We start from the raw sequence: 24,183 nt of genomic DNA, 5'->3' as shown, positions 1-24,183 counted from the left end.
GGAGACGGGGACGTAACCTCGACTACGTGACGGCGAACCCGGAGATCGACAGCGTCCTGCAGCGAGCCGCCGACGGCGGGCGGATCACGCCTGAAGAGGCGCTGCTCATCTATACCGAGGCGCCCTTCCACGCGCTGGGCGAGGCGGCCGACGCCGTGCGCCGACGCCGGCACCCCGAGGGCATCGTCACCTATCTGATCGACCGCAACATCAACTACACGAACGTGTGCGTGACGGCGTGCAAGTTCTGCGCCTTCTTCCGGGCCCCCAAGCACAAAGAGGGCTGGTCCCACCCGATGGAAGAGATCCTGCACCGCTGCGGGGAGGCGGTCGATCTCGGCGCCACCCAGGTGATGCTGCAGGGCGGCCACCACCCCGAGTTCGGCGTGGAGTACTACGAGAACCTCTTCTCCTCGGTCAAACAGGCCTATCCGCAGCTGGCCATCCACTCGATCGGCCCCAGTGAGATCCTGCACATGGCCAAGGTCTCGAACGTCTCGATCGAGGAGGCGGTCGTGCGGATCAAGGCGGCCGGGCTCGACTCGATCGCCGGGGCCGGCGCCGAGATGCTGCCCGACCGGCCGCGCAGGGCCATCGCTCCGCTGAAAGAGAGCGGCGCCCGCTGGCTCGAGGTGATGGCGGTCGCGCACCGCAACGGCCTGTCGTCGACGGCCACGATGATGATGGGCACGGGCGAGACGCACACCGAGCGCATCGAGCACATCCGCATGATCCGCGACGTGCAAGACCTGGCTGTCGCCAACGGCTACCGCGACGACGCCGTCGAGACCTCGCACGCGGTGGGGGGCTTCCGCGCGTTCATCCCGTGGACCTACCAGCCCGAGAACAACCACCTCAAGGGCCGCACCCAGGCCACGACGATGGAATACCTGCGCTTCCTGGCCATGTCGCGGCTGTTCTTCGACAACGTCTCGCACCTGCAGGCGTCGTGGCTGACCACCGGCAAGGACGTCGGCCAGCTCTCGCTGCACATCGGCGTCGACGACCTCGGCTCGATCATGCTGGAGGAGAACGTGATCTCCTCGGCCGGCGCCCGGCACCGGTCCAACCTGCACGAGCTGATCTGGATGATCCGCACCGGCGACCGCATCCCGGCCCAGCGCGACACGCTTTACCGCCACCTGGCGGTGCACGAGACGCCGGCCGACGACCCGACCGACGACCGGGTGGTCTCGCACTTCTCATCGATCGCGATGCCCGGCGGCGGCGCCGGCCGCACGCAGCTACCGCTGGTTGAAGCGTCCTGACAGCCAGTCGCGGTTGACCGTTCGGTCAGGTCCCCCTCCCCGAACCGGGGAGGCCGGGTTGCTCCTCGATAACGAGGAGCGTGAACCTCTGTTGCCGGTGTTGGACGCCTGGTTACGTTGCCTGCGTAACACCGAAAACTTCATCCCCGGGACCTGATCAGCCCGGTGATGGCCGCAGACCCGACCGATGGCGGTCGTATATATAACGCACAAGGAACGGGCGGGATGGGTCACCATCCCGCCCGTTCTGTTTTGCCCATGGGGGAGTATTGACCCCGTGACGCGCGCAGACCTGGACAAGCAGCCGCACGAGGTCGCCGAGATGTTCGACGGCGTGGCCGAGCGGTACGACCTGACCAACACCGTGCTCTCCTTCGGGCAAGACCGGGGATGGCGACGGGCGACGCGCGCGGCGCTGGCCCTGCGCCCGGGCGAGCGGGTGCTCGACGTCGGCGCCGGCACCGGCATCTCCACCGAGGAACTGGCCCGGTCCGGGGCGTACGCGGTGGGGGCCGACCTCTCCACCGGCATGCTGCGGGCCGGTCGCCGGGCCGGTCGCCAGGTGCCCCTGGTCGCCGGGGACGCGCTGAAGCTGCCGTTCGCCGACGAGACGTTCGACGCCGTCACCATCTCCTTCGCGCTGCGCAACGTGGTCGACGTCGAGGGGGCGCTGCGCGAGCTGGCCCGGATCACCCGGCCCGGCGGGCGGCTGGTGGTCTGCGAGTTCAGCCACCCGACCCTCGCGCCCTTCCACACCGTCTACATGCAGTACGTCATGCGCTCGCTGCCGGCGGTGGCCCGCAGCGTGTCGAGCAACCCCGAGGCGTACGTGTATCTGGCCGAGTCGATCCGCGCCTGGCCCGACCAGCCGGCCCTGGCCGCACGTATCGCCGCCGCCGGGCCCTGGAGCCGGGTCGGCTGGCGCAACCTGACCGGCGGCATCGTCGCACTTCACCGGGCCACCAAGGCCTGAAGAGTGTAAAACCGGGCTTTCGCCCCTAAATGCGCCGAATGGTGCTTGGCTCGGTGTATGACGACGTTCGGGCAACTCGAAGACACCGACATCGACATCGCGATCGACGAGAGCGACGCCGACGAACGCCGCGGCATGGAGCTCGCCACCCGCCTCCGCCTGGTCGCCGCGCAGGACCCGGATCTGGCCCAGGAGCTGGTGGACAGCCTGATCGTGGCCCTCGACAAGGCCATGGACGGCAACTTCCGGGAGTTTCTGGACGGTGAGGCCCGCACCGCGGCGGACAGAGTTCTCGCACAGGGCAATTCACCCAGCCGAAACAGTTAGGGTTCCCTTACCGGAACGACCTTCGATGGCCGTCCTAGACTCCGACTTGGGCTGCTTGTGAACTGTTTCACGAGCCGCTGCGAGACGGAGGTGTGGTGTGCGCAACCAAGTACCATCCGGGCTTATCGCCGACGAGGCTGACGTCATCGTTGTCGGAGCCGGTCCGGGCGGATCAGCGGCGGCTTATCACCTGGCACGGCACGGACTCAGAGTCCTGTTGCTGGAGAAGACCGAATTCCCGCGCGAGAAGGTCTGCGGCGACGGGCTGACCCCGCGCGCCGTGCGCCAGCTGGTGCGGATGGGCATCGACACCTCGGAGAAGGCCGGCTGGCTGCAGAACAAGGGCCTGCGGGTGATCGGGGGCGGCGTCCGCCTCGAGCTCGACTGGCCCGATCTGGCCAGCTTCCCCAACTACGGCCTGGTCCGCACCCGTCTCGACTTCGACGACATGCTGGCCAACCGGGCCGTCGAAGCGGGCGTCATCCTGCGGACCGGCGTGAACGTGACCGGTCCGGTGCTCGACGAGGACGGGCACGCGATCGGCGTCGAGGCCAAGAGCGGCCCCGAGAAGGAGCCCGTGCAGTTCCGGGCCCCGCTGGTCATCGCGGCCGACGGCGTCTCGGGCAAGCTCCCGATCGCGATGGGCCTGACCAAGCGCGACGACCGCCCGCTCGGCGTGGCCGTCCGGCGCTACTACCAGTCGCCGGTCCGGGCCGACGACGACTACCTCGAGTCCTGGCTCGAACTGCGCAGCTCGACCGACCGCGAGCGCCTGCTCCCCGGCTACGGCTGGATCTTCGGACTGGGTGACGGCCGGGTCAACGTCGGCCTGGGCATCCTCAACAGCTCCAGCGCGTTCGGCAAGACCAACTACCGCGCGATGCTCACCGACTGGCTGGCCGGGACGCCGGCCGACTGGGGGCTGCGCGACGAGGCCAACGCGGACGGCCCGATCCTGGGCGCGGCGCTGCCGATGGGCTTCAACCGGGTGCCGCACTACACCCGCGGCATGATGCTGGTCGGCGACTCCGGCGGCATGGTCAACCCGATGAACGGCGAGGGCATCGCGTACGCGATGGAGAGCGGCGAACTGGCGGCCGAGGTCGCGGTGCAGGCGCTGGCCCGGCCGGCCGGCCCCGACCGGGAGCGCGCGCTGCGGGCGTACCCGACAGAACTCAGCCTCAGGTTCGGCGGCTATTACCGGCTCGGTGGCGTGTTCGTGAAGTTGATCGGCAACCCTCAAATCATGCGGATCGCCACCAAACACGGCATGCCGCATCCGACACTGATGCGGTTCGTTCTGAAACTGCTGGCCAACCTCACCGACCCGCGGGGCGGTGACGCGATGGACCGGGTGATCAACGGTCTGACCAAGGTCGCACCCGCGGTATGACGACCCCGCGCGACCGTCGGACAAATCGGACTAATAGTGTGCACGGGTTAATAGTCGAGCAGGAGAGATCATGACGGTCAACCCTTATGTCCCGATCGTCGGGTTACTGATCCTCGGCGCGCTCTTCGCGTTGTTCTCGGTGTCGATCGCCCCGATCGTCGGCCCGAACCGATACAACCGCACCAAGCTCGACGCGTACGAGTGCGGGATCGAGCCGGCGCCGCAGCCGGTCGGTGGTGGCCGCTTCCCGGTCAAGTTCTATCTGACCGCGATGCTCTTCATCATCTTCGACATCGAAACCATCTTCCTTTACCCGTGGGCCGTCTCGTTCGGAGCGCTCGGCCTCTTCGGATTCGTCGAGATGGTCCTCTTCATCGTCACCGTCTTCATCGCCTACACATATGTGTGGCGACGCGGCGGACTCAACTGGGACTGATGCGCCATGGGTATCGAAGAGAAACTGCCTGCTGGAATCCTGCTCACCTCCGTCGAGAAGGTCTCGAACTGGGCCCGTAAGTCCTCGTTCTGGGGCGCGACCTTCGGCCTGGCCTGCTGCGCGATCGAGATGATGGCGGCCGGTGGCCCCCACTACGACCTCGGACGCTGGGGCATGGAGGTCTTCCGGGCCTCGCCCCGCCAGGCCGATCTGATGATCGTCGCGGGCCGGGTGAGCCAGAAGATGGCCCCCGTCGTCCGGACGATCTACGACCAGATGCCCGAGCCGCGCTCGGTGATCTCGATGGGCGTGTGCGCCTCGTCCGGCGGCATGTTCAACAACTACGCGATCGTGCAGGGCGTCGACCACATCGTGCCGGTCGACGTCTACCTGCCCGGCTGCCCGCCGCGGCCCGAGATGCTGATCGACGCCATCCTCAAGATGCGCGAGAAGGTCATGGCGGCCCCGCTCGGCCCGAACGGCAAGAAGATGCTCGAGGCGCGCAAGGCCGAGGGCAAGGTGCCGATCGTGGCGCCGGGCGCGATGCCGTCGTCGTACCGGGTCGACAAGGTCCGGCGGGCCGAGTGGACCCAGGCGGTCAAGGAAGGCCGCGAGGAACAGCTGCGCATCGAGAACTGGATGAAGCTTCAGCCCCACCTCCGAGGGGAGGGCAAGTGACCGTCGAACCCACCAGCTCGCCCGAGGGCGCCAACCTCGGCGCCCCGGCCCAGACCCCGTCCAGCCCGCAGAAGGGCATGTTCGGCATCACCGGCACCGGCGACGTCTCCGGCTTCGGTGGCCTGGTCCGCCGGCACCCCGAGACGGCCGGCTCCGCCAAGCCCTACGGCGGGTACTTCGACGAGGTCACCGACGCCCTCGAAGAGGCGTACCCGGGCTTCGCCGACGCCATCGAGAAGGTCGTCGTCGACCGCGGTGAGCTGACCCTGCACATCAAGCCCCAGCGGATCCTCGAGGTCGTGCAGATCATGCGCGACGACGAGTCGCTGCGCTTCGAGCTGTGCTCCTCGGTCTCCGGCGTCGACTACCTGAACAGCGACGCCCGCCGGCTGCACGTGGTCTACCAGCTGACCTCGATGACCTACCGCCGCCGGGTCCGCCTCGAGGTGGCCATCGCGGCCGACGACAGCATTCCCAGCATCACCAGCGTCTATCCGACCGCCGACTGGCAGGAACGGGAGACGTACGACATGTTCGGGGTGATCTTCACCGGCCACCCGAACCTGACCCGGGTGCTGATGCCGGACGACTGGGAAGGCTTCCCGCAGCGCAAGGACTACCCGCTCGGCGGCGTGCCCGTCGAGTACAAGGGCGCCGAGATTCCGCCTCCTGACCAGCGGAGGGTCTACCAATGACACAGTCCGGATACGCCAGCGAACGAGAGACCACCGAGGGCCGCGTCTTCACGGTCACCGGCGGCGACTGGGACACCGTCACGGGCAGTGTCGACCCGCTGAGCAACGAGAAGATCGTCGTCAACATGGGTCCGCAGCACCCGTCCACGCACGGCGTGCTGCGGCTGGTGCTCGAGCTCGAGGGCGAGACCGTCCAAGAGGTCCGGCCCGTGGTCGGCTACCTGCACACCGGCATCGAGAAGAACCTCGAGTACCGCAACTGGACGCAGGGCACGACCTTCGTGACCCGCGCCGACTACCTGGCGCCGCTGTTCAACGAGGCCGGTTACTGCCTCGCGGTCGAGAAGCTGCTCGGCATCACCGACGACATCACCGAGCGGGCCAACACGATCCGGGTGCTCTTCATGGAGCTCAACCGGATCTCGTCGCACCTGGTGTGGCTGGCCACGACGGGCATGGAGCTCGGCGCGATCTCGATGATGCTGTACGGGTTCCGCGAGCGGGAGTACATCCTCGACATCTTCGAGGAGACCAGCGGCCTGCGGATGAACCACGCGTACTTCCGCCCGGGCGGCGTCGCGCAGGACATCCCCGAGTCGGCGATCAAGAAGATCAAGGACTTCCTGGTCTACCTGCCCAAGAAGCTCAAGGAATACGAGGACATGCTCTCGGGCCAGGTCATCTGGCAGGAGCGTACGCAGGGTGTGGCCGTCCTCGACGTCACCGGCTGCCTGGCCATGGGCGTCACCGGTCCGGTGCTGCGCTCGGCCGGGCTGGCCTGGGACCTGCGCAAGACGATGCCGTACTGCGGGTACGAGAACTACGAGTTCGACGTGCCGACCGCCACCACGGCCGACGTCTGGGGCCGCTACCAGGTGCGCCTGGCCGAGATCCGGGAGTCGCTCAAGCTCGTCGAGCAGGCGCTCGACAAGCTGCGGCCCGGCCCGATCTTCATCAGCGACAAGAAGATCGCCTGGCCCGCGCAGCTGGCCGTCGGCCTGGACGGCATGGGCAACTCGCTCGAGCACGTGGCCAAGATCATGGGCCAGTCGATGGAGTCGCTCATCCACCACTTCAAGCTCGTCACCGAGGGCTTCCGGGTGCCGCCGGGACAGGTCTACGTCTCGATCGAGCACCCGCGGGGTGAGCTGGGCGTGCACGCCGTCTCCGACGGGGGCACCCATCCCTACCGGGTCCACATGCGGGACCCGAGCTTCGTGAACCTCCAGGCCATCCCCGCGATGGCCGAAGGCGCGCTGCTGGCCGACGTGATCGCCGGCGGCGCGTCCCTCGACCCCGTGATGGGTGGGTGTGACCGTTAATGACTGACACCGAGGTGGAATTCTCCCCCGCCGCCGCCCCGCTGGCCGAGCGCTTGCTGCCGGCCGCGCTCGAGATCATCGCCCGCTACCCGGAGGGCCGCAGCCGCTCGGCGCTGCTCCCGCTGCTGCACCTCGTGCAGACCGAGGAGGGGCACGTCAGCCCGAACGGCGTCGCCTTCTGCGCCGAGGTGCTGGGCATCAACAAGGCCCAGGTCGGCGCCGTGGCCACGTTCTACACGATGTACAAGCGCCGCCCGACCGGTGAATACCTGGTCAGCGTCTGCACCAACACGTTGTGCAACGTGCTCGGCGGCCAAGAGGTCTACGACCAGCTCTCCGAGCACCTCGGGGTCGGGCACGACGAGACGACCGGCGACGGCCGCATCACGCTGGAGCACGCCGAGTGCCTGGCCGCCTGCGACTACGCGCCGGTGGTGACGGTCAACTACGACTTCGCCATCGACGAGGCGACCCCGGCCTCGGCCGTCGAGCTGGTCGACCAGCTGCGCGACGGCCGGCGGCCCACGCCCAGCCGGGGCGCGCGCATCTGCTCGCTCAAAGAGATGCAGACCCAGCTGGCCGGTTTCGCCGACCCCCGCGAGGGCGCGGTGGCCGACGGCCTGGCCGGAGCCCCGACGCTGCGCGGCGTGACGCTGGCCCAGGAGCACGGCGTCGCCGTCCCGAACTTCAACCTGGACACGCCGATCACCAAGACCAAGCCTTCGCCCCGCGAGGAGAGCAAGGGCACGGTCACGACCGTGGTCGACAAGGTGAAGAGCGCGGTCAGCACCGTCACGCCCGGCCACGCCGGGAAGACGACGCGGGCCGGCGACGTCAAGGACCCCCAGACCCGTACGGCGGAGCAGCGCAACCCCGACGCGAGCACGCCCGACAAGACCGGCACGGCCGAGGCCAAGAAGCCGGTCGCCTCGAACCCGGCCGAAGCGGCCGGCACCGCGTCCAATGAGCCTGCCGGCGACGGCAAGCCCGCCGGGGACACCGCCCGTACCGAGGAGGCGAAGTGACTCAGCCGCGGCGTGAGATCCTGCAGAAGCTGACCCCCGTCCTGACCAAGCGCTGGCTGTCGCCGGACGCCTGGAAGATGGACGTCTACGAGCGGCTCGACGGCTACGCGGCGCTCCGCAAGGCCCTCGACGTCCACCCCGACGACCTGATCCAGTTGATCAAGGACTCGGGTCTGCGCGGCCGCGGCGGCGCGGGCTTCCCGACCGGCCTCAAGTGGGGCTTCATCCCGCAGGGGGACGGCAAGCCGCACTACCTCGTGATCAACGCGGACGAGGGCGAGCCGGGCACCTGCAAAGACCTGCCCCTGATGACGTACGACCCGCACTCGCTGATCGAAGGGGCGATCATCGCCTCGTACGCGATCCGCGCCAACCGGGCCTTCATCTACATCCGCGGCGAGGCCGTGCACGCCGCCCGCCGGCTGCGCAGCGCGGTGGCCGAGGCCAAGGCCAAGGGCTACCTGGGCACCAACATCCTGGGTACGGGCTTCGACCTCGAACTGGTCGTGCACAGCGGCGCCGGCGCCTACATCTGCGGCGAAGAGACGGCGTTGCTCGACTCGCTCGAGGGCTTCCGCGGCCAGCCCCGGCTGCGCCCGCCGTTCCCGGCCATCGCCGGGCTCTACGCCAGCCCCACGGTGGTCAACAACGTCGGCACGATCGCTTCGGTGCCGTACATCGTGCTCGGCGGGGCCGACTGGTGGAAGAGCATGGGCACCGAGAAGTCGTCGGGCCCGATGATCTATTCGCTCTCCGGCCGCGTCGCCAACCCGGGTCAGTACGAATGTGGCCTCGGCATCACGCTGCGGGAGCTCATCGAGCTGGCCGGCGGCATGAAGCCCGGTCACAACCTGAAGTTCTGGACGCCTGGCGGCTCGTCGACCCCGCTGCTCACGGCCGAGCACATCGACACCGCGATGGACTTCGAGGGTGTCGCCGCGGCCGGCTCGATCCTGGGCACCACGGCCATGCAGATCTTCAGCGACCAGGACTGCCCGGTCTACGCGACCTGGCGGTGGCTCGAGTTCTACCACCATGAGTCGTGCGGCAAGTGCACCCCGTGCCGCGAGGGCAACTACTGGATGGTGCGGACCTACCGCCGCATTCTCAGCGGCGAGGGCACGTACGCCGACCTGGACACCCTGCAGGACACGGCCGACAACATCTTCGGCCGGTCGTTCTGCGGCCTCGGCGACGGCGCCGCGACCCCGGTGATGTCCACGCTCAAGTTCTTCCGCCAGGACTACCTGGACTACATCGAGGGCCGGACCGCTCCGCGGCTGTCCGCCAAGGCCCTGGTTGGAGCGCACTGACATGACCGACGTCGCCAAGAAGGTCGACACCGTCACGCTCACCATCGACGGGATCGAGGTCACCGCCGAAAAGGGCGAGCTCGTGATCCGCGTCGCCGAGCGGATGGGCATCGCGATCCCGCGCTTCTGCGACCACCCGCTGCTGGCCCCGGCCGGCGCCTGCCGCCAGTGTCTGGTCGACATCGAGGGCCAGCGCAAGCCGGTCGCCTCGTGCACCCAGACGGTGGCCGAGGGCATGGTGGTCAAGACCCAGCTCACGTCCGAGGTCGCCGCCAAGGCGCAGGGCGGCGTGATGGAGCTGCTGCTGGCCAACCACCCGCTGGACTGCCCGACCTGCGACAAGGGCGGCGAGTGCCCCCTGCAGAACCAGGCCATGACCAACGGGCGCGCCGACTCCCGCTTCAAGGAGCACAAGCGCGAGTACGAGAAGCCGATCCACATCAGCAGCCAGGTGCTGCTCGACCGTGAGCGTTGCATCCTCTGCCAGCGCTGCACCCGGTTCTCCGAAGAGATCGCGGGCGACAAGTTCATCGACCTGATGGACCGCTCGTCGGGCGAGCAGATCAACGTCTACCGCGACGACTTCTTCGGCGGCCGCGGCACCGGCGACGGTCAGGCCGGCGAGGGCGAGGGCGACGTTCCCTTCAACTCGTACTTCTCGGGCAACACGATTCAGATCTGCCCGGTCGGCGCGCTCACCGGCGAGCAGTACCGCTTCCGCGCCCGCCCGTTCGACCTGGTCTCCACGCCCACCACCTGCGAGCACTGCGCGAGTGGCTGCTCGATGCGGGCCGACCACCGCCGCGGCAAGGTGCTGCGCCGGCTGGCCGGTGACGACCCGGCGGTGAACGAGGAGTGGAACTGCGACAAGGGCCGGTGGGGCTTCCAGTACCAGACCTCGAGCGAGCGGATCCTGAACCCGCTCGTGCGCGACGCCGACTCCGGTGAGCTGCGCGAGGCGTCCTGGAGCGAGGCCCTGCTGGCCGCGGCCGAGGGGCTGACGGCGGCGCGGGGCAACGGCGGCGTCGGGGTGCTGGCCGGTGGCCGGCTCACGGTGGAGGACGCGTACGCGTACGCGAAATTCGCCCGGCTCGCCCTCGGCACCAACGACATCGACTTCCGGGCCCGCCCGCTGAGCGCCGAGGAGGCCGACTTCCTGGCGGCCACGGTGGCCGGGGTCTCCGACGTCACCTACACCGACGTCGAGAACGCCCCGTCGGCGGTGATCGCCGGACTCGAGCCCGAGGAAGAGAGCGGCATCCTCTTCCTGCGCCTGCGCAAGGGTCATCTGCGCAAGAAGCTCCAGGTCACGGCGGTTGCGCCGTACCTGACCCGGGGTTTTGACAAGATGGGCGCGGCGCTGATCCCGACCGTGCCCGGCGACGAGGCCCGGGTGCTGGCCGAGGACCCGGCGGTCGCCGCCGCGCTGTCCGCGCCCGGCGCCCTGCTGCTCGTCGGCGAGCGCCTGGCCACCGTGCCCGGCGCGCTCTCGGCCGCCGCCGCCCTGGCCGCCCGCACCGGCGCCCGCCTCGCGTGGGTGCCCCGCCGGGCCGGTGACCGCGGCGCGATCGACGCCGGCTGCCTGCCCAACCTGCTGCCGGGCGGACGCCCGGTCGGCGACCCGGCGGCCCGGGCCGAGATCTCGCTGGCCTGGGACACCGACGCCGGCGCGCTGCCCAGCCGGCCGGGCCGGGACACGAACCAGATCGTCGCGGCCGCGGCCGCCGGTCAGCTCGGCGGCCTGCTGGTCGCCGGCGTCGACCCGGCCGACCTGGCCGACCCGCGGCTGGCCGAGCAGGCGCTCGACGCGGCCGGCTTCGTGGTCAGCCTCGAACTGCGGCACAGCGCGGTCACCCGCCGGGCGAACGTCGTGCTGCCGGTCGCCCCGGCCGCCGAGAAGTCCGGCACCTACCTCAACTGGGAGGGCCGCCTGCGGTCCTTCGACACGGTGCTCAAGACCACGGCCATGACCGACGGCCGGGTCCTCGAGGCGGTCGCCGCTCTCATGGACGTCCCGTCCAACCACCCCACCGCCGCCCAAAACCCGACTAAAGGCATTCTGCTGGGGACCGGCGACGTGATGGCCATCCGCCGGGAGCTCGGCACGATGCCGCCCAGCCGGGCCGACCGTCCGGTCGCCCCCGCGGTCGCCCCGGCCGCGCTGCCCGCGACCGGCGAGCACGAGGCCGTCCTGGCCACCTGGCACCACGCGATCGACCAGAGCACGCTGCTCGAGGGCGACGACGTGCTGGCCGGCACGGCCCGGCCCCCGGTGGCCCGGATCGGCTCGGAGCTGGCCGCGGCGCTCGGCGTGATCGACGGGGACGCGGTCACCGTCGGCACCGACCGCGGCGCGATCACCCTGCCGGCCGAGGTCACCCGTGACCTGCCGGCCCGCGTGGTGTGGCTGCCCACCAACTCGCCGGGCTCGACCGTCGGTCGCAGCCTCGGCGTCACCGCGGGTGCGGTCGTCCGGCTCTCCGCCGGTAAGGCCGGTCCGCTCCTCGCCTCGTCGGAGGTCACCGCATGAACACGTCGATTCTCGCGGCCACGGCCGTGGACCCGACGCTCGAGACGTTCGAGAACGACGTCTGGTGGATCTCGCTGATCAAGCTGTTCGGCCTGTTCGTCGTGCTGCTCCTGCTGACGCTCATCACGATCAACTATGAGCGCAAGGTCGTGGCCCGGATGGCGGTGCGGCCCGGTCCCAACCAGGTCGGGCCCAAGGGCTGGTTCCAGAGCCTCACCGACGGCGTCAAGCTGCCGTTCAAGGAAGAGATCATCCCGAAGACGGCCGACAAGGTCGTCTACTTCATCGCCCCGGTGATCTCGGCGACGGTCGCCTTCACGGCGTTCTCGGTCATCCCGTTTGGCGGCGTGGTCACCATGTTCGGCCAGCGGACGGCTCTGCAGCTGACCGACGTGCCGGTCTCGGTGCTCGTGCTGCTGGCCTGCTCGTCGATGGCCGTCTACGGCGTGGTGCTGGCGGGCTGGGCGTCCGGCTCGACCTACCCGCTGCTGGGTGGTCTGCGGTCGAGCGCACAGATGATCTCGTACGAGGTCGCCATGGGCCTGTCGATCGTGGCGGTCTTCATGACGGCCGGCTCGATGAGCACCTCGCAGATCGTGGCCGCCCAGGCCCACGGCAACCCGGTCGACCTGTTCGGCTGGGAGGTGACGACCCCGAGCTGGTACGCGGTGCTGCTGCTGCCCAGCTTCGTCGTCTACTGCATCGCCGCCGTGGGTGAGACCAACCGCGCCCCGTTCGACCTGCCCGAGGCGGAGTCCGAGCTGGTCGGCGGCTTCCACACCGAGTACTCGTCGTTCAAGTTCGCGCTGTTCTTCCTGGCCGAGTACATCAACATGATCACCGTCTCGGCCTTCGCGACCACGCTGTTCCTCGGCGGCTGGCGGGCCCCGTGGCCGATCACCGGCTGGTGGGAGGGCGCGAACTCCGGCTACTTCCCGCTGATCTGGTTCTTCGGCAAGGTGTTCCTGCTGCTGTTCGGCTTCATCTGGCTGCGGGCCACGCTGCCCCGCATGCGCTACGACCAGTTCATGCGCTTCGGCTGGAAGGTCCTCATCCCGGTCAACCTGGTGTGGATCCTCTTCCTGAGCTACGTCAAGGTCGCCAACAACGAGCTCTCGCAGCAGGCCAAGTGGTTCTCGATCGTCGGCATCGTCGTGGTGATCCTGCTGATCGCCATGCTGTGGCCGGCCGCGCGCAAGCCCCGTCAGATCTCCATCGAGGAAGAGCTGGCCTCGCGACCACCGGGCAGCTTCCCGGTGCCACCGATGGACCTGCAGGTTCCCCCCAGTCCACGGGCCCGCCGGGCCGTGGCCGAACGCACTCCGGCCGCGGTCGGGTCGCCCGACGAAAACAAGGAGGTGTGACGTGGGTACGTTCACCGGCTCCTTCAAGGGCTTCGGGGTGACCTTCGCGCACATGTTCCGCAAGGTCATCACGACCGACTACCCCTTCACACCGCCGACCCCGGCCCCGCGCTACCACGGCCGGCACATCCTCAACCGGCACCCGGACGGCCTCGAGAAGTGCATCGGCTGCGAGCTGTGCGCCTGGGCCTGCCCGGCCGACGCGATCTATGTCGAGGGCGCCAACAACACCGACGAGCAGCGGTTCTCGCCGGGTGAGCGCTACGCCGGGATCTACCAGATCAACTACGCCCGCTGCATCTTCTGCGGGCTCTGCATCGAGGCCTGCCCGACCCGGTCGCTCACCATGAGCAACGAGTACGAGCTGGCCCGCGACAACCGGCAAGACCTCATCTTCACCAAGAAGGAACTGCTGGCCCCGCTGCTGCCCGGCATGGAGCAGCCGCCGCACCCGATGCGCCTGGGCGACACCGACAAGGACTACTACGTCGGCGCGCTCGAGAACCCGGGCACCTCGGTCGGCGCCGAGCGGGCTCCCTGGGCCACCAACGAGGCTGAGGACGCCACGGGTCAGGCTTCGAAGGAGGCCGTCTGATGGACACCGTCTCCACCGGTGAAGCCGTCGCCTTCTGGATCCTGGGCTCGCTCGCCGTCATCGGCGCGCTCGGCATGGTGCTGGCCCGCAACGCGGTCCACTCCGCGCTCTGGCTCGTCGTGACGATGCTCTGCCTGGGCTTCCTCTACGTGGTCAACTCGGCCCCGTTCCTGGGCGCGGTGCAGATCATCGTCTACACCGGCGCGATCATGATGCTGTTCCTCTTCGTGCTCATGCTGGTCGGCCGGGACGCCTCGGACTCGCTGATCGAGACCTTGCGCGGCCAGCGGATCGCCGCGGTCCTGCTCGGTGTCGGGTTCGCCGCGCTGGTCGGCACCGGGTTGGCCCGCTCGCTCGGCGACACCACCGCGGTCGGGCTGACCGACGCGAACGCCGGCGGCAACGTGCAGGGGCTCGCCTCGCTGCTGTTCACCCGGTACGTGTTCGCCTTCGAGGTCACCTCGGCCCTGCTGATCACGGCCGCGGTCGGCGCCATGATCCTGGCCCACGTCCAGCGCGACAAGGCCGACACCGTGGACCAGGCGACCCGGATGAAGGAGCGCTTCCGGCCCGGCAACTACCCGGGGGCCAAGCCCGGCCCGGGTGTCTACGCCAACACCATGTCGGTGGCCGCGCCCGCGCGACTGCCGGACGGCAACGGCTCCGAGCGCAGCATCTCCCCGATCCTGCCCGTCCGCGAGTTGACTTCGGACGAGGCGGCACCGAAGGGAACCGAGAAGTGACTCCCGACTACTACCTCGTACTCGCGGCGATCCTGTTCACCATCGGTGCCGCCGGGGTGCTCATCCGCCGCAACGCGATCGTGCTGTTCATGTGCATCGAGCTCATGCTCAACGCCGCGAACCTCGCGCTGGTCACCTTCAGCCGCATCAACGGCAACCTGGACGGCCAGATCATCTCGTTCTTCGTGATGGTCGTGGCCGCCGCCGAGGTTGTGGTGGGGCTCGCGATCATCATGTCGATCTTCCGTACGCGACGCTCCGCGAGTGTCGACGACGCGAACCTTCTGAAGTACTAAAGGGGCCTTCACGTGGAACAGACAGTGGAGTACGCCTCCGCGACGGGGGCGCTGAGCGGAATCTGGCTGCTGGTGGCCATTCCGCTCGCCAGCGCCGCGATCCTGCTCCTGTTGGGCAAGCGCGCCGACAAGTGGGGGCACTGGCTCGGCGTCCTCGCGGTGGCGGCCTCCTTCGTGCTCGGGCTGGTCTTCTTCATCAGCCTGAGTGGTCTCGAGGAGGGGCAGCGTTCGGCTCAGCAGAGCCTGTGGGACTTCATCGCGGTCGGGAACCTGCACGTCGACTTCGGGTTGCTGTTCGATCCGCTGGCCGGCGTCTTCGTTCTGCTGATCACGGGCGTCGGCTCGCTGATCCACCTGTACGCGGTCGGCTACATGGAGCACGACCCGGGCCGTCGTAAGTTCTTCGCCTACTTCAACCTCTTCGTCGCGGCGATGTTGCTGCTGGTTCTCGGCAACAACTACGTGATGCTCTACTTCGGCTGGGAGGGCGTCGGTCTCGCCTCGTACCTGCTGATCTCGTTCTGGACGACCCGGCCCTCCGCGGCCACCGCCGGTAAGAAGGCGTTCCTGATGAACCGGGTCGGCGACGCCGGCCTGGCCATCGGCATCTTCGTGATGTTCGCGACGCTCGGCACCACCCAGTACGACGAGGTCTTCGGCAACGTGAGCGCGCTCAGCTCGACCACGGTGCTCATCCTCGGGCTGCTGTTGCTGCTCGGCGCGGCCGGTAAGTCCGGTCAGTTCCCGCTGCACGCCTGGTTGCCCGACGCGATGGAGGGCCCGACCCCGGTCTCGGCCCTCATCCACGCGGCCACGATGGTCACCGCGGGCGTCTACCTGATCGCCCGCTCCAACGCGATCTTCTCGGCCAACACGACGCTGCAGGTCGTGGTGGTCAGCGTCGGCGCCCTGACGCTGTTGATGGGCTGCATCATCGGCGCGGCCAAGGATGACATCAAGCGGGTGCTGGCCTGGTCGACCGTGAGCCAGATCGGTTACATGTTCCTCGGTGTCGGGCTCGGCGGCGGGGCGTACGCGCTGGCGATCATCCACCTGCTGGCGCACGGCTTCTTCAAGGCCAACATGTTCCTCGGGGCCGGCTCGGTCATGCACGGCATGCACGACCAAGTCGATATCCGGCGCTTCGGCGGGCTGCGCAAGTACATGAAGTTCACCTGGCTCACCTTCGGGGCCGGATGGCTCGCGATCATCGGCATCCCGCCGCTGTCCGGCTACTACTCGAAGGAGCCGATCATCGCGTCCGCCTTCGAGCGGGGCGACTGGACGGCCTGGCTCTTCGGCTGGGCGGCCCTGCTCGGCGCCGGCCTGACCGCGTTCTACATGACGCGGCTGTTCGTGCTGACCTTCCACGGGCCGGAGCGGTACACGGAAGACAACAAGCACCCGCACGAGTCGCCGTTCATCATGACGGTGCCCCTGATCCTGCTCGGCCTCGGCTCGCTCGTGGCCGGTTACCTGATGCACACCTCGGTGGCGGACTGGCTCGTCCCGGTCTTCGGTGAGCACGAGGAGCACCACGCGGTCATGCCGCACGGGGTGATCAACATCCTGGGCATCGCGCTCACGGTGCTCGGCGCGGGTCTGGCCTGGCTGCTGTTCCGTAAGGGGACGGCGCTCGAGCCGCAGCCGGCCGGGGTCGTGGTGACCGCGGCCCGCCGCAACCTCTACACCGACGCGATCAACGAGGCGGTGTTCGAGCGGCCGGGGATCTACCTCACCCGGGCGCTGGTCTTCCTCGACAACAAGGGCATCGACGGGCTGGTCAACGGGATCGCGGCCGGTATCGGCGGCACCTCCGGGCGGCTCCGCAGGCTGCAGACCGGCTTCGTGCGGTCGTACGCCCTATCGATGCTCACCGGTGCCGTACTTGTCGTCGGCGCCTTCCTCGCGATCCAGCTTGGGTGGTTGGCGTGAACGACTTTCCGTTCCTGTCCATTCTGACGTTGCTGCCCTTGGTGGGCGCCATCGTCGTGGCGCTCGTGCCGAAGGCGAAGGCCGAGCTGGCCAAGACGATCGCCTTCGGGTGGTCGCTGGTCGTGCTCGTGCTGAGCATCGTCATGTGGATCGCCTTCAACGCGGGCGGCGACCGCTTCCAGTTCCGTGAGTCGTACGCCTGGATCCCGTCCTGGGACGCCCGGTTCACGTTCGCCGCCGACGGCATCGCGCTGGTCATGCTCATGCTGATCGCGATCCTGTTCCCGGTCGTGATCCTGGCCTCCTGGCACGACGTCGAGAAGAGCAACCGCTCGGCCCCGATCTACTTCTCGCTGCTGCTGGCCTTCGAGTTCACGATGATCGGCGTCTTCGCGGCGGCCGACATCTTCCTGTTCTACGTGTTCTTCGAGATCATGCTGATCCCGATGTACTTCATCATCGGGTCGTTCGGCGGGCAGCGCCGCCAGTACGCGGCGGTCAAGTTCTTCCTCTACAGCCTCGTCGGCGGTCTGTTCATGCTGGCCGCGGTGATCGGGCTGTGGGTGGTCGGCGGTCACACGTTCGACTGGACCAAGCTCACCGAGGCCGCCTCGTCGATCGACCAGAACACGGCCCGCTGGCTGTTCCTCGGCTTCTTCGTGGCCTTCGCGATCAAGGCGCCGTTCTTCCCGTTCCACACCTGGCTGCCGGACGCGGGTGGTGCGGCCCCGGCCGGCGCCGCCGCGCTGCTCGTCGGCGTGATGGACAAGGTCGGCACGTTCGGGATCCTGCGCTACTGCCTCTCGCTGTTCCCGGAGGCGTCGCGCTGGTTCGCCCCGGCGGCGCTGGTGCTCGGCGTCATCGGCATCATCTACGCCGCGCTGCTGGCGGTCGGCCAGAACGACCTCAAGCGGCTGGTGTCGTACACGTCGATCGCGCACTTCGGCTTCATCGGCATCGGCATCTTCGCCTTCACCACGCAGGCAGGCACCGGCTCAGTGCTCTACATGGTCAACCACGGTCTCGCGACCGGTCTGCTGTTCATCGTGGTCGGCATGTTCGTGGCCCGTCGCGGCTCCAACCTGATCAGCGACTTCGGCGGCGCCGGCAAGCTCGTCCCGGTGCTGGCCGGGGTGTTCTTCTTCGCCGGTCTGGCCTCGCTGGCCCTGCCCGGCACGGCCCCGTTCATCAGCGAGTTCCTGGTGCTGATCGGCACGTTCACGGTCCACCCGGCGTACGCGGTGGTGGCCACCGCCGGCATCATCCTGGCCGCCGCCTACGTGCTCTGGATGGTGCAGCGCACCACGCAGGGCACCCTCAACCCGGCCCTCGCCGAGGTGCCGGCGATGAAGAAGGACATCACGCTTCGCGAGAAGGTCGTGGTGGCCCCGCTCATCCTGCTGATCATTCTGCTCGGCTTCTATCCCAAGCCGGTCACCGACGTGATCAACCCGGCGGTCGAGGCGACCATGTCGGACGTCGGGGTCCAGGATCCGGGGCCGACGGCGGTCGTCGCTAACGAAAGGGTGGCGCGCTAGCCATGGAGGACCTGAAACTACCCGGCATCGACTACGGCGCGCTGTTGCCGATGCTGATCCTCTTCGGGGCGGCGTGCATCGGCATCCTGCTCGAGGCGTTCACCCCCCGCCGCTCGCGGCAGGTGGTCCAGCTCAGCCTGGCCTTCCTGGCCGTCACGGCGTCGTTCATCGCGGTGATCTTCCAGCACGACACCCGGAAGATCACGATCGGCGGCGCGGTCGCGGTCGACGGGCCGACGTTGTTCCTGCAGGGCTCGATCCTGGTCCTCGGTCTGGTGTCGCTGATGCTGATCGGCGAGCGTCAGATCGAGCGCGGCGGCCCGTTCGTCTCGCAGGCCGCGATCACCGTGGGTTCGCAGAAAGACGTCAAGCAGGCGGGCGACCAGCCCGGCGCCACCGAGGTCTACCCGCTGACCATCTTCGCGCTGGGCGGCATGCTGCTCTTCGTCGCGGCCAACGACCTGCTCACCATGTTCATCGCGCTCGAGGTCTTCTCGCTGCCGCTGTACCTGCTGTGCGCGCTGGCCCGCCGCCGGCGCCTGCTCAGCCAGGAGGCCGCGCTCAAGTACTTCCTGCTGGGGTCGTACGCGTCGGCGTTCTTCCTGTTCGGCGTCGCCCTCATCTACGGCTTCTCGGGCGGCATCGCGCTCGGCCAGGTGCACGCGGCCGTGGCCGACCCGCAGCGCAGCCAGGTGCTGCTCTACGGCGGCCTGGCCCTGATCGCCATCGGCCTGCTCTTCAAGGCCGCGCTGGCCCCGTTCCACGTGTGGACGCCGGACGTCTATCAAGGCGCGCCGACGCCGGTCACCGCGCTGATGGCGGCCTGCACCAAGGTCGCCGCGTTCGGCGCCCTGCTGCGCATCCTGTACGTGGCCTTCGACGGCGTGCGCTGGGACTTCCAACCCGTCCTGGGCACCATCGCCGTGCTCACCATGCTGGTCGGCGCGATCCTGGCGATCACCCAGACCGACATGAAGCGCCTGCTCGCCTACTCCTCGGTCGCGAACGCCGGCTACCTGCTCGTGGGCGTCCTGGCGCTCAACGAGGAGGGGCTCAGCAGCACGATGTTCTATCTGGTGGCGTACGGCTTCGCCGTGCTGGCCGCCTTCGGCATCGTGACCCTGGTCCGTGACGGGGACGGCGAAGCCACCCACCTCGCCCGGTGGGCCGGCCTCGGCCGCAAGAGCCCGCTGGTCGCGGCGGCCTTCACCTTCATCCTGCTGGCCTTCGCCGGCATCCCGCTGACCAGTGGCTTCACGGCCAAGTTCGCGGTCTTCGGGGCGGCTGTGGAGGGCGGTCAGACCTGGCTGGTCGTGTTCGGCGTGATCACCAGCATGCTGCTGGCCTTCCCGTACCTGCGGGTGGTCGTGCTGCTGTGGCTGTCCGAGCCGTCCGAGACGACGCCCACGGTGTCGATCCCGGGCTTCCTCACCTCGGCCGCCCTGGTCATCGGGGTGGCCGCCACGTTCGCCCTGGGCGTCGTGCCGGCCCCGCTGATCGACCTGACGAGGGATGCGGCGCAGTTCGTCCGCTGATCTTCCGTACGAGAAAGGGCCCCGGCGTGATCGCCGGGGCCCTTTCTCGTACGTCTCAGCTCGTGCGGTCGGCGATGAAGTTGCAGAGGCCCTCGAGTGCGCGCTTGGCGTCGCCCTCGGGCAGCGGGGCGAGCGCGGACCGTGCCTCTTCCGCGTACGTGCGTACGGTCTCGCGGGCCTTCTTCATCGCGGCCGACTCGCGCAGCAGCGTCAGCGCCTCGGCGTGCTTCTCATCGTCGGTGATCGGGCCGTCGGCCAGCAGCTCGCGCAGCCGCACGGCCGACGCGTCGGTGTCGTCGCCGGCCAGCGCGTAGAGCACGGGCAGGGTCGGGACGCCCTCGCGCAGATCGGTGCCGGGAGTCTTGCCCGACTGCACCGACTCGGAGGCGATATCGAGCAGGTCGTCGGAGAGCTGGAAGGCGATGCCGATCGTTTCGCCGTACGCGGCCAGGGCCTCGACGAACTCGGCCGGGGCGCCCGAGAAGAGCCCGCCGAAGCGGGCCGAGGTGGCGATCAGCGAGGCCGTCTTCTCGGTGATGACGTGCAGGTAGTGCTCGATCGGGTCGGTGCCGCGCGGGCCCACCGTCTCGGCGATCTGGCCGTGCACCAGCCGCGCGAACGTGCGCGCCTGCAGGTGGACGGCCTCGGGGCCGAGCGAGGCGGCCAGATCGGCGGCCTGGGCGAACAGGTAGTCGCCGACCAGGATGGCCACCGAGTTGCCCCAGCGGGCGTTGGCGCTGGGAGCGCCGCGCCGCTTGGGCGCCTCGTCCATGACGTCGTCGTGGTAGAGCGTGGCCAGGTGGGTCAGCTCGACCACGTTGGCGGCGGCGATGATCTCGGCCGCGGTCGGGTCGCCGAACTGGGCGCCCAGCGCCACCAGCATCGGGCGGAACCGCTTGCCGCCGGCGTCGGCGAGATGCCGCGCGGCCTCGGCCACCAGGGGGTCGGCGCTGGCCACGTTGGCCCGCAAGGACTCCTCCACAGCGACCAGCATCGCCGACACCGACGCATCGACCGCGGGATCGATGTCGAGGCCGAGCGACGACAGCGTCAGATCACCGGTGCTCACCACACTTTCACGATGCCACATGGAGCTGAGCAGCACGGCCCCAGGGGTCTTGCTCACAAGATCAAATCAACTTCTGGCACGCGCTTGTGGATATCTGGCCACCGGCGCCGCCCGGCCTGTGGACAAGGCAACCGTCGTTCGCCCTTGATCGCGCTAGATTCGCCCCTGTCCCTTGGGCGGGCGGGGGAGGTGGTGGCACCCCCGCATGATCAGCTTGGGGCGGTTGTCCGGCGGCGGAGCAGCGAACTGCCGAGCAACATGGCTCCGGCCGAGCCGAGCATTAGTACGGCCGCCACGGCCCACATGGTGGGGTAGCTCGTGTGCGTGGCGAGGGTGCCCAGGCCGAGCGGTCCGAGGCAGCCACCCGCGTAGACGCCGGTCTGGGTGATCGAGGTGGCGGCGGCCGGGGCTTGCGGGTGCAGCCGCACGACGGCGAAGTTCATCAGGCCGGGCCAGGCCCAGCCGAAGCCGAAGCCCAGCACGACGCCGGCCACGAGGGCCGGGCGGCCGGGCACGGCCAGCAGGGCGAGTCCCAGCGCCCCGGCCAGCAGCAGGCCCGAGATCATGGTGATCGCGCGGCCCGGCCACCGGTCGGCCAGCCAGCCACCGAGAACACGCGACGTCACACAGACCGCGCTACCGAGGGTGAGCGACAGTCCGGCCGGCCCCGGGGCGATACCGCGAGCGACGGCCGAGTCGACCAGGAACGTGCCGAGCGCGTTGGCCGCCGCGGCGGCCAGGGTGGCGCCGATGCCGACCACGATGAGCGCCCCGGTCGCCCGCTTGGCCACTTTTGCCGGCTTCTTCGTGGCCGCCGTGGGCTCGTTCGGAACCAGCAGCAACGCAGCCGCGGCCAGGCCGGCCACGAAGACGAAAGCCCACCGCCAGCCCAAGGTCAGCGCGACCGCCGGCACGGCCGCGCCTGACAACAGCGTCGCGACCGGGATGGCGGCCTGCTTGATGCCGAACGAGAGACCCTGGCGCCGCTGCGGCACGTGCCGGGACAGCGCGGTGTTGCTGGCCAGTTGCCCCATCGCGTTGGCTGCGGCGCCCAGCGCCAAGATCAGGATGAGACTCCACAGTGTATTTGCGAAGGCTGCTACGGCCAGCAACGAGGCGACGGCGAGCGCGATGCCGGCCCGGGAGACGCGGGTCGCGCCGAACCGCTCGACCAGGTAGCCCGCGGGCACCGAGGCGAGCGCGCTGGCGCCGAAGTAGGCCGACACGGCCAGTCCGAGTCCGGCCGGCGAGAAGTCGAGCTCGTCGCCGATCTGCACGGCGAGGCCACCGACGAGGAAGACCGGGACGCTGACGGCGATGGTCGTCGTCAGGGCGCCGATCGATGCTCGTAAGGCGCTGGTGGGCGCGTTCGGCGGCGAGTGGATCATCCCTCGCAGACTAGGCCGGGAGAATGCATCCGAGCGCGCTGAGTGCTAATGACCACACGGGTCGTGTAAATCGACCGTGATCCACATGCTTTTGGCATTCCCTCCGAGGAAGATTATTCATATGGTGTAAGTCCCTGGCGTCGGAGGTAGCAGTGCGCGACCCCCTGGCGGAGCCGTCCGACCTGATTCGGAGCGTGTCACGCGCCCTGCGCGTGCTCGAGTCGGTTGGCCGGGCGCCCCGCGGACTCACCGTGAAGCAGATAGCGCGACGGTGCGAATTGACCGTCGCGACGACGTATCACCTTGTGCGCACCCTGGCCTATGAGGGCTACGTGATCCGCCGCGAGGACGGCACGTACATCGTGGGCCTGGAGATCGCGGATCGCTACCGCGAGCTGGTGTCGGCCTTCCGGGGCCCACCCGCCGTCGGTGAGGCGTTGCGCCGGGCCGCGCTCGACAGTGGCTACACCCACTATCTCGGCCGGTTCGTCGGCGGTCGCATCGCGGTGACCGCGTCGGCCGAGGGTGCCCGGTCGCCGTTCGTCGACGACATGTCGCCCGGTTTCGACGAGGGCGGTCACGCCACGGCGCTCGGCAAGGCCCTGTTGGCGACGCTCACCCCCGATCAGCGGGCGCGTTATCTGCGCGACTACGGCATGCGGCAGTTCACGCCGGCCACGCTGACCACCCCCGAGGCGCTCGAGGCCGACCTCGCCGCGGGGGAGAGGCGGGGCATGCAGCTCGAGATGGGCCAGTTCCGGCAGGGCCTGGCCTGCGCGTCGGTGCTGGTCACCGCCGATCGTGACATCGAGCGGCGGCTGGTGCTGGCGTGCGCCCTGCCCGCGGCCGAGATGCTCACTTCGGCCCGGGTCGTGCGGGCCAAGCTCACCGCGGCCGCCCGAAATGTCGCGGAAGCCCTCTCTGCGGGCGAGTCGGCCACGGCCTGACTTGCGTATCTAAGACTCCGTTGAACCTCCCGCCGACCCGGCCCGTAAAACAGGTTGCAGGCGGGTGATCAGCGGAGGGTGGTGACGGGGTGCACTGCGAGCACGAACACGATGACGGAGCCTATGTGCTCGGCGCCTTGTCACCGGCAGAGCGTGCCGCGTACGAGAGCCACCTGGCCACGTGCTCGTTCTGCCGCGAGGCGGTGGCCGACATCTCGGCCCTGCCCGACGTGCTCTCCCGGCTCGACGCCAAAGAGTTCGCCAAGCTGCTCGACCCCACCCTGACCAGCGGGTCGGGGCACCCGGGGGCCGAGCTGCGGGACTGGGCGACGAGCGAGTGGGCCACCCTCAACCCCGACGCCAAGCGCCGGAAGAAGAAGCGCAAGACCTTCAGCGTACGGATGGTGAGCACCGCCGCCGCGGCCGTGCTCGTGGCGTTGATCGGGGTCGGGCTGTTCGCCTGGACCCGCGACAACGCCGCCCCGGCCGCGCCGCCCGCCGGCCCCGCGATCGCGATGACCTCGATCCAGAAGTCCTCGCCGGTCAGCGCGTCCGTGCGTCTGACCAGCACCGCCGGCGGCACGAAGATCGACCTGGTCTGCTCCTACAGCAAAGCCGCGTCCCGCCCGTACACGTTCCGTTTGGTGGCGTACGGGCCCGACGAGCAGTCCGAACAGCTGGGCTCCTGGCAGGCGTCACCCGGCGCCGAGTTCACGATGCCCGGCGTCACCCACTTCGGCCCGGGTAGCCTGTCCCGGCTCGAGCTCGTGCAGTTCGACGGGAAGGCGTTGCTCGCCTACGACGTCCCCTGAT

Annotated in this window: 22 protein-coding genes; 20 read left to right on the top strand and 2 right to left on the bottom strand. The window is 69.1% G+C overall.

Translation table 11 applies throughout. The features are described 5' to 3' along the window. Window positions 1-26 precede the first annotated feature (26 nt). The 18 genes from mqnC to nuoN all read left to right on the top strand — a co-directional run bounded on the left by mqnC (window position 27) and on the right by nuoN (window position 19,966). Window positions 27-1,268, top strand: a complete 1,242-nt coding sequence (gene mqnC, locus M1L60_RS43360; protein WP_253243450.1) for a cyclic dehypoxanthinyl futalosine synthase — start codon at window positions 27-29, stop codon at window positions 1,266-1,268. Window positions 1,269-1,545: 277 nt separating this feature from the next. Further along, window positions 1,546-2,241 (top strand): demethylmenaquinone methyltransferase, encoded by a 696-nt coding sequence (locus tag M1L60_RS43355; protein ID WP_308208631.1) that lies wholly within the window; start codon window positions 1,546-1,548, stop codon window positions 2,239-2,241. A gap of 57 nt (window positions 2,242-2,298) precedes the next feature. Next, a complete protein-coding gene (locus M1L60_RS43350; protein WP_253243449.1) occupies window positions 2,299-2,568 on the top strand; it encodes a hypothetical protein in 270 nt (89 codons plus the stop codon). Between the two features lie 97 nt (window positions 2,569-2,665). Next, window positions 2,666-3,961, top strand: a complete 1,296-nt coding sequence (locus M1L60_RS43345) for a geranylgeranyl reductase family protein (protein ID WP_253243448.1) — start codon at window positions 2,666-2,668, stop codon at window positions 3,959-3,961. A gap of 70 nt (window positions 3,962-4,031) precedes the next feature. Next, on the top strand, window positions 4,032-4,397 hold the full coding sequence (locus tag M1L60_RS43340; protein ID WP_253243447.1) for an NADH-quinone oxidoreductase subunit A: 366 nt from the start codon (window positions 4,032-4,034) through the stop codon (window positions 4,395-4,397). Between the two features lie 6 nt (window positions 4,398-4,403). Next, window positions 4,404-5,075 (top strand): NuoB/complex I 20 kDa subunit family protein, encoded by a 672-nt coding sequence (locus M1L60_RS43335; RefSeq protein ID WP_253243446.1) that lies wholly within the window; start codon window positions 4,404-4,406, stop codon window positions 5,073-5,075. A 77-nt stretch (window positions 5,076-5,152) separates the two neighbouring features. After that, complete coding sequence (locus M1L60_RS43330) at window positions 5,153-5,770, top strand: NADH-quinone oxidoreductase subunit C (protein WP_253243478.1); 618 nt, start codon at window positions 5,153-5,155, stop codon at window positions 5,768-5,770. Continuing rightward, a complete protein-coding gene (locus tag M1L60_RS43325) occupies window positions 5,767-7,092 on the top strand; it encodes an NADH-quinone oxidoreductase subunit D (protein WP_253243445.1) in 1,326 nt (441 codons plus the stop codon). The genes M1L60_RS43330 and M1L60_RS43325 overlap by 4 nt, the downstream gene beginning before the upstream one ends. Beyond that, a complete protein-coding gene (gene nuoE, locus M1L60_RS43320; protein ID WP_253243444.1) occupies window positions 7,092-8,117 on the top strand; it encodes an NADH-quinone oxidoreductase subunit NuoE in 1,026 nt (341 codons plus the stop codon). The genes M1L60_RS43325 and nuoE overlap by 1 nt, the downstream gene beginning before the upstream one ends. After that, complete coding sequence (gene nuoF / locus M1L60_RS43315; RefSeq protein WP_253243443.1) at window positions 8,114-9,430, top strand: NADH-quinone oxidoreductase subunit NuoF; 1,317 nt, start codon at window positions 8,114-8,116, stop codon at window positions 9,428-9,430. Before nuoE ends, nuoF begins: the two co-directional genes overlap by 4 nt. 1 nt (window position 9,431) lies before the next feature. Further along, window positions 9,432-11,960: an NADH-quinone oxidoreductase subunit G gene (locus M1L60_RS43310; protein WP_253243442.1), complete on the top strand. Its 2,529-nt coding sequence runs from the start codon at window positions 9,432-9,434 to the stop codon at window positions 11,958-11,960. After that, entirely contained in the window at window positions 11,957-13,324 is a 1,368-nt protein-coding gene (gene nuoH / locus M1L60_RS43305) for an NADH-quinone oxidoreductase subunit NuoH (protein ID WP_253243441.1), read from the top strand. Before M1L60_RS43310 ends, nuoH begins: the two co-directional genes overlap by 4 nt. 1 nt (window position 13,325) lies before the next feature. Beyond that, window positions 13,326-13,919 (top strand): NADH-quinone oxidoreductase subunit NuoI, encoded by a 594-nt coding sequence (gene nuoI / locus M1L60_RS43300; protein ID WP_253243440.1) that lies wholly within the window; start codon window positions 13,326-13,328, stop codon window positions 13,917-13,919. Next, the gene (locus tag M1L60_RS43295; protein ID WP_253243439.1) at window positions 13,919-14,662 is read left to right on the top strand and encodes an NADH-quinone oxidoreductase subunit J; all 744 of its coding nucleotides are present in this window, start codon (window positions 13,919-13,921) and stop codon (window positions 14,660-14,662) included. The genes nuoI and M1L60_RS43295 overlap by 1 nt, the downstream gene beginning before the upstream one ends. Continuing rightward, entirely contained in the window at window positions 14,659-14,958 is a 300-nt protein-coding gene (gene nuoK / locus M1L60_RS43290) for an NADH-quinone oxidoreductase subunit NuoK (RefSeq protein ID WP_253243438.1), read from the top strand. The genes M1L60_RS43295 and nuoK overlap by 4 nt, the downstream gene beginning before the upstream one ends. Before the next feature lie 12 nt (window positions 14,959-14,970). Next, window positions 14,971-16,893: an NADH-quinone oxidoreductase subunit L gene (gene nuoL, locus M1L60_RS43285; protein ID WP_253243437.1), complete on the top strand. Its 1,923-nt coding sequence runs from the start codon at window positions 14,971-14,973 to the stop codon at window positions 16,891-16,893. Continuing rightward, the gene (locus M1L60_RS43280) at window positions 16,890-18,431 is read left to right on the top strand and encodes an NADH-quinone oxidoreductase subunit M (RefSeq protein ID WP_253243436.1); all 1,542 of its coding nucleotides are present in this window, start codon (window positions 16,890-16,892) and stop codon (window positions 18,429-18,431) included. Before nuoL ends, M1L60_RS43280 begins: the two co-directional genes overlap by 4 nt. A 2-nt stretch (window positions 18,432-18,433) precedes the next feature. Next, window positions 18,434-19,966, top strand: a complete 1,533-nt coding sequence (gene nuoN, locus M1L60_RS43275) for an NADH-quinone oxidoreductase subunit NuoN (protein WP_253243435.1) — start codon at window positions 18,434-18,436, stop codon at window positions 19,964-19,966. Between the two features lie 55 nt (window positions 19,967-20,021). On the opposite strand, the gene M1L60_RS43270 is transcribed toward nuoN, so the two are convergent. Together M1L60_RS43270 and M1L60_RS43265 are read right to left on the bottom strand one after the other, a co-directional pair. Continuing rightward, window positions 20,022-21,056 carry a polyprenyl synthetase family protein gene (locus M1L60_RS43270; RefSeq protein ID WP_253243477.1) on the bottom strand — a complete coding sequence of 345 codons (1,035 nt, stop codon included), beginning with the start codon at window positions 21,054-21,056 and terminating at the stop codon, window positions 20,022-20,024. A gap of 188 nt (window positions 21,057-21,244) precedes the next feature. After that, window positions 21,245-22,423, bottom strand: a complete 1,179-nt coding sequence (locus M1L60_RS43265; protein ID WP_253243434.1) for an MFS transporter — start codon at window positions 22,421-22,423, stop codon at window positions 21,245-21,247. A 152-nt stretch (window positions 22,424-22,575) separates the two neighbouring features. Between M1L60_RS43265 and M1L60_RS43260 the strand changes: the two genes are divergently transcribed. Beyond that, entirely contained in the window at window positions 22,576-23,370 is a 795-nt protein-coding gene (locus tag M1L60_RS43260) for an IclR family transcriptional regulator (protein WP_253243433.1), read from the top strand. A gap of 125 nt (window positions 23,371-23,495) precedes the next feature. Continuing rightward, window positions 23,496-24,182: an anti-sigma factor family protein gene (locus tag M1L60_RS43255; protein ID WP_253243432.1), complete on the top strand. Its 687-nt coding sequence runs from the start codon at window positions 23,496-23,498 to the stop codon at window positions 24,180-24,182. Window position 24,183 lies beyond the last annotated feature (1 nt).

This window comes from Paractinoplanes aksuensis, from assembly GCF_024137025.1.
In the GTDB taxonomy this organism is placed as follows: domain Bacteria; phylum Actinomycetota; class Actinomycetes; order Mycobacteriales; family Micromonosporaceae; genus Actinoplanes; species Actinoplanes aksuensis.
The sequence above is the reverse complement of the archived record's forward strand: the minus strand, read 5'-3'. Positions and strand labels throughout refer to the sequence as shown.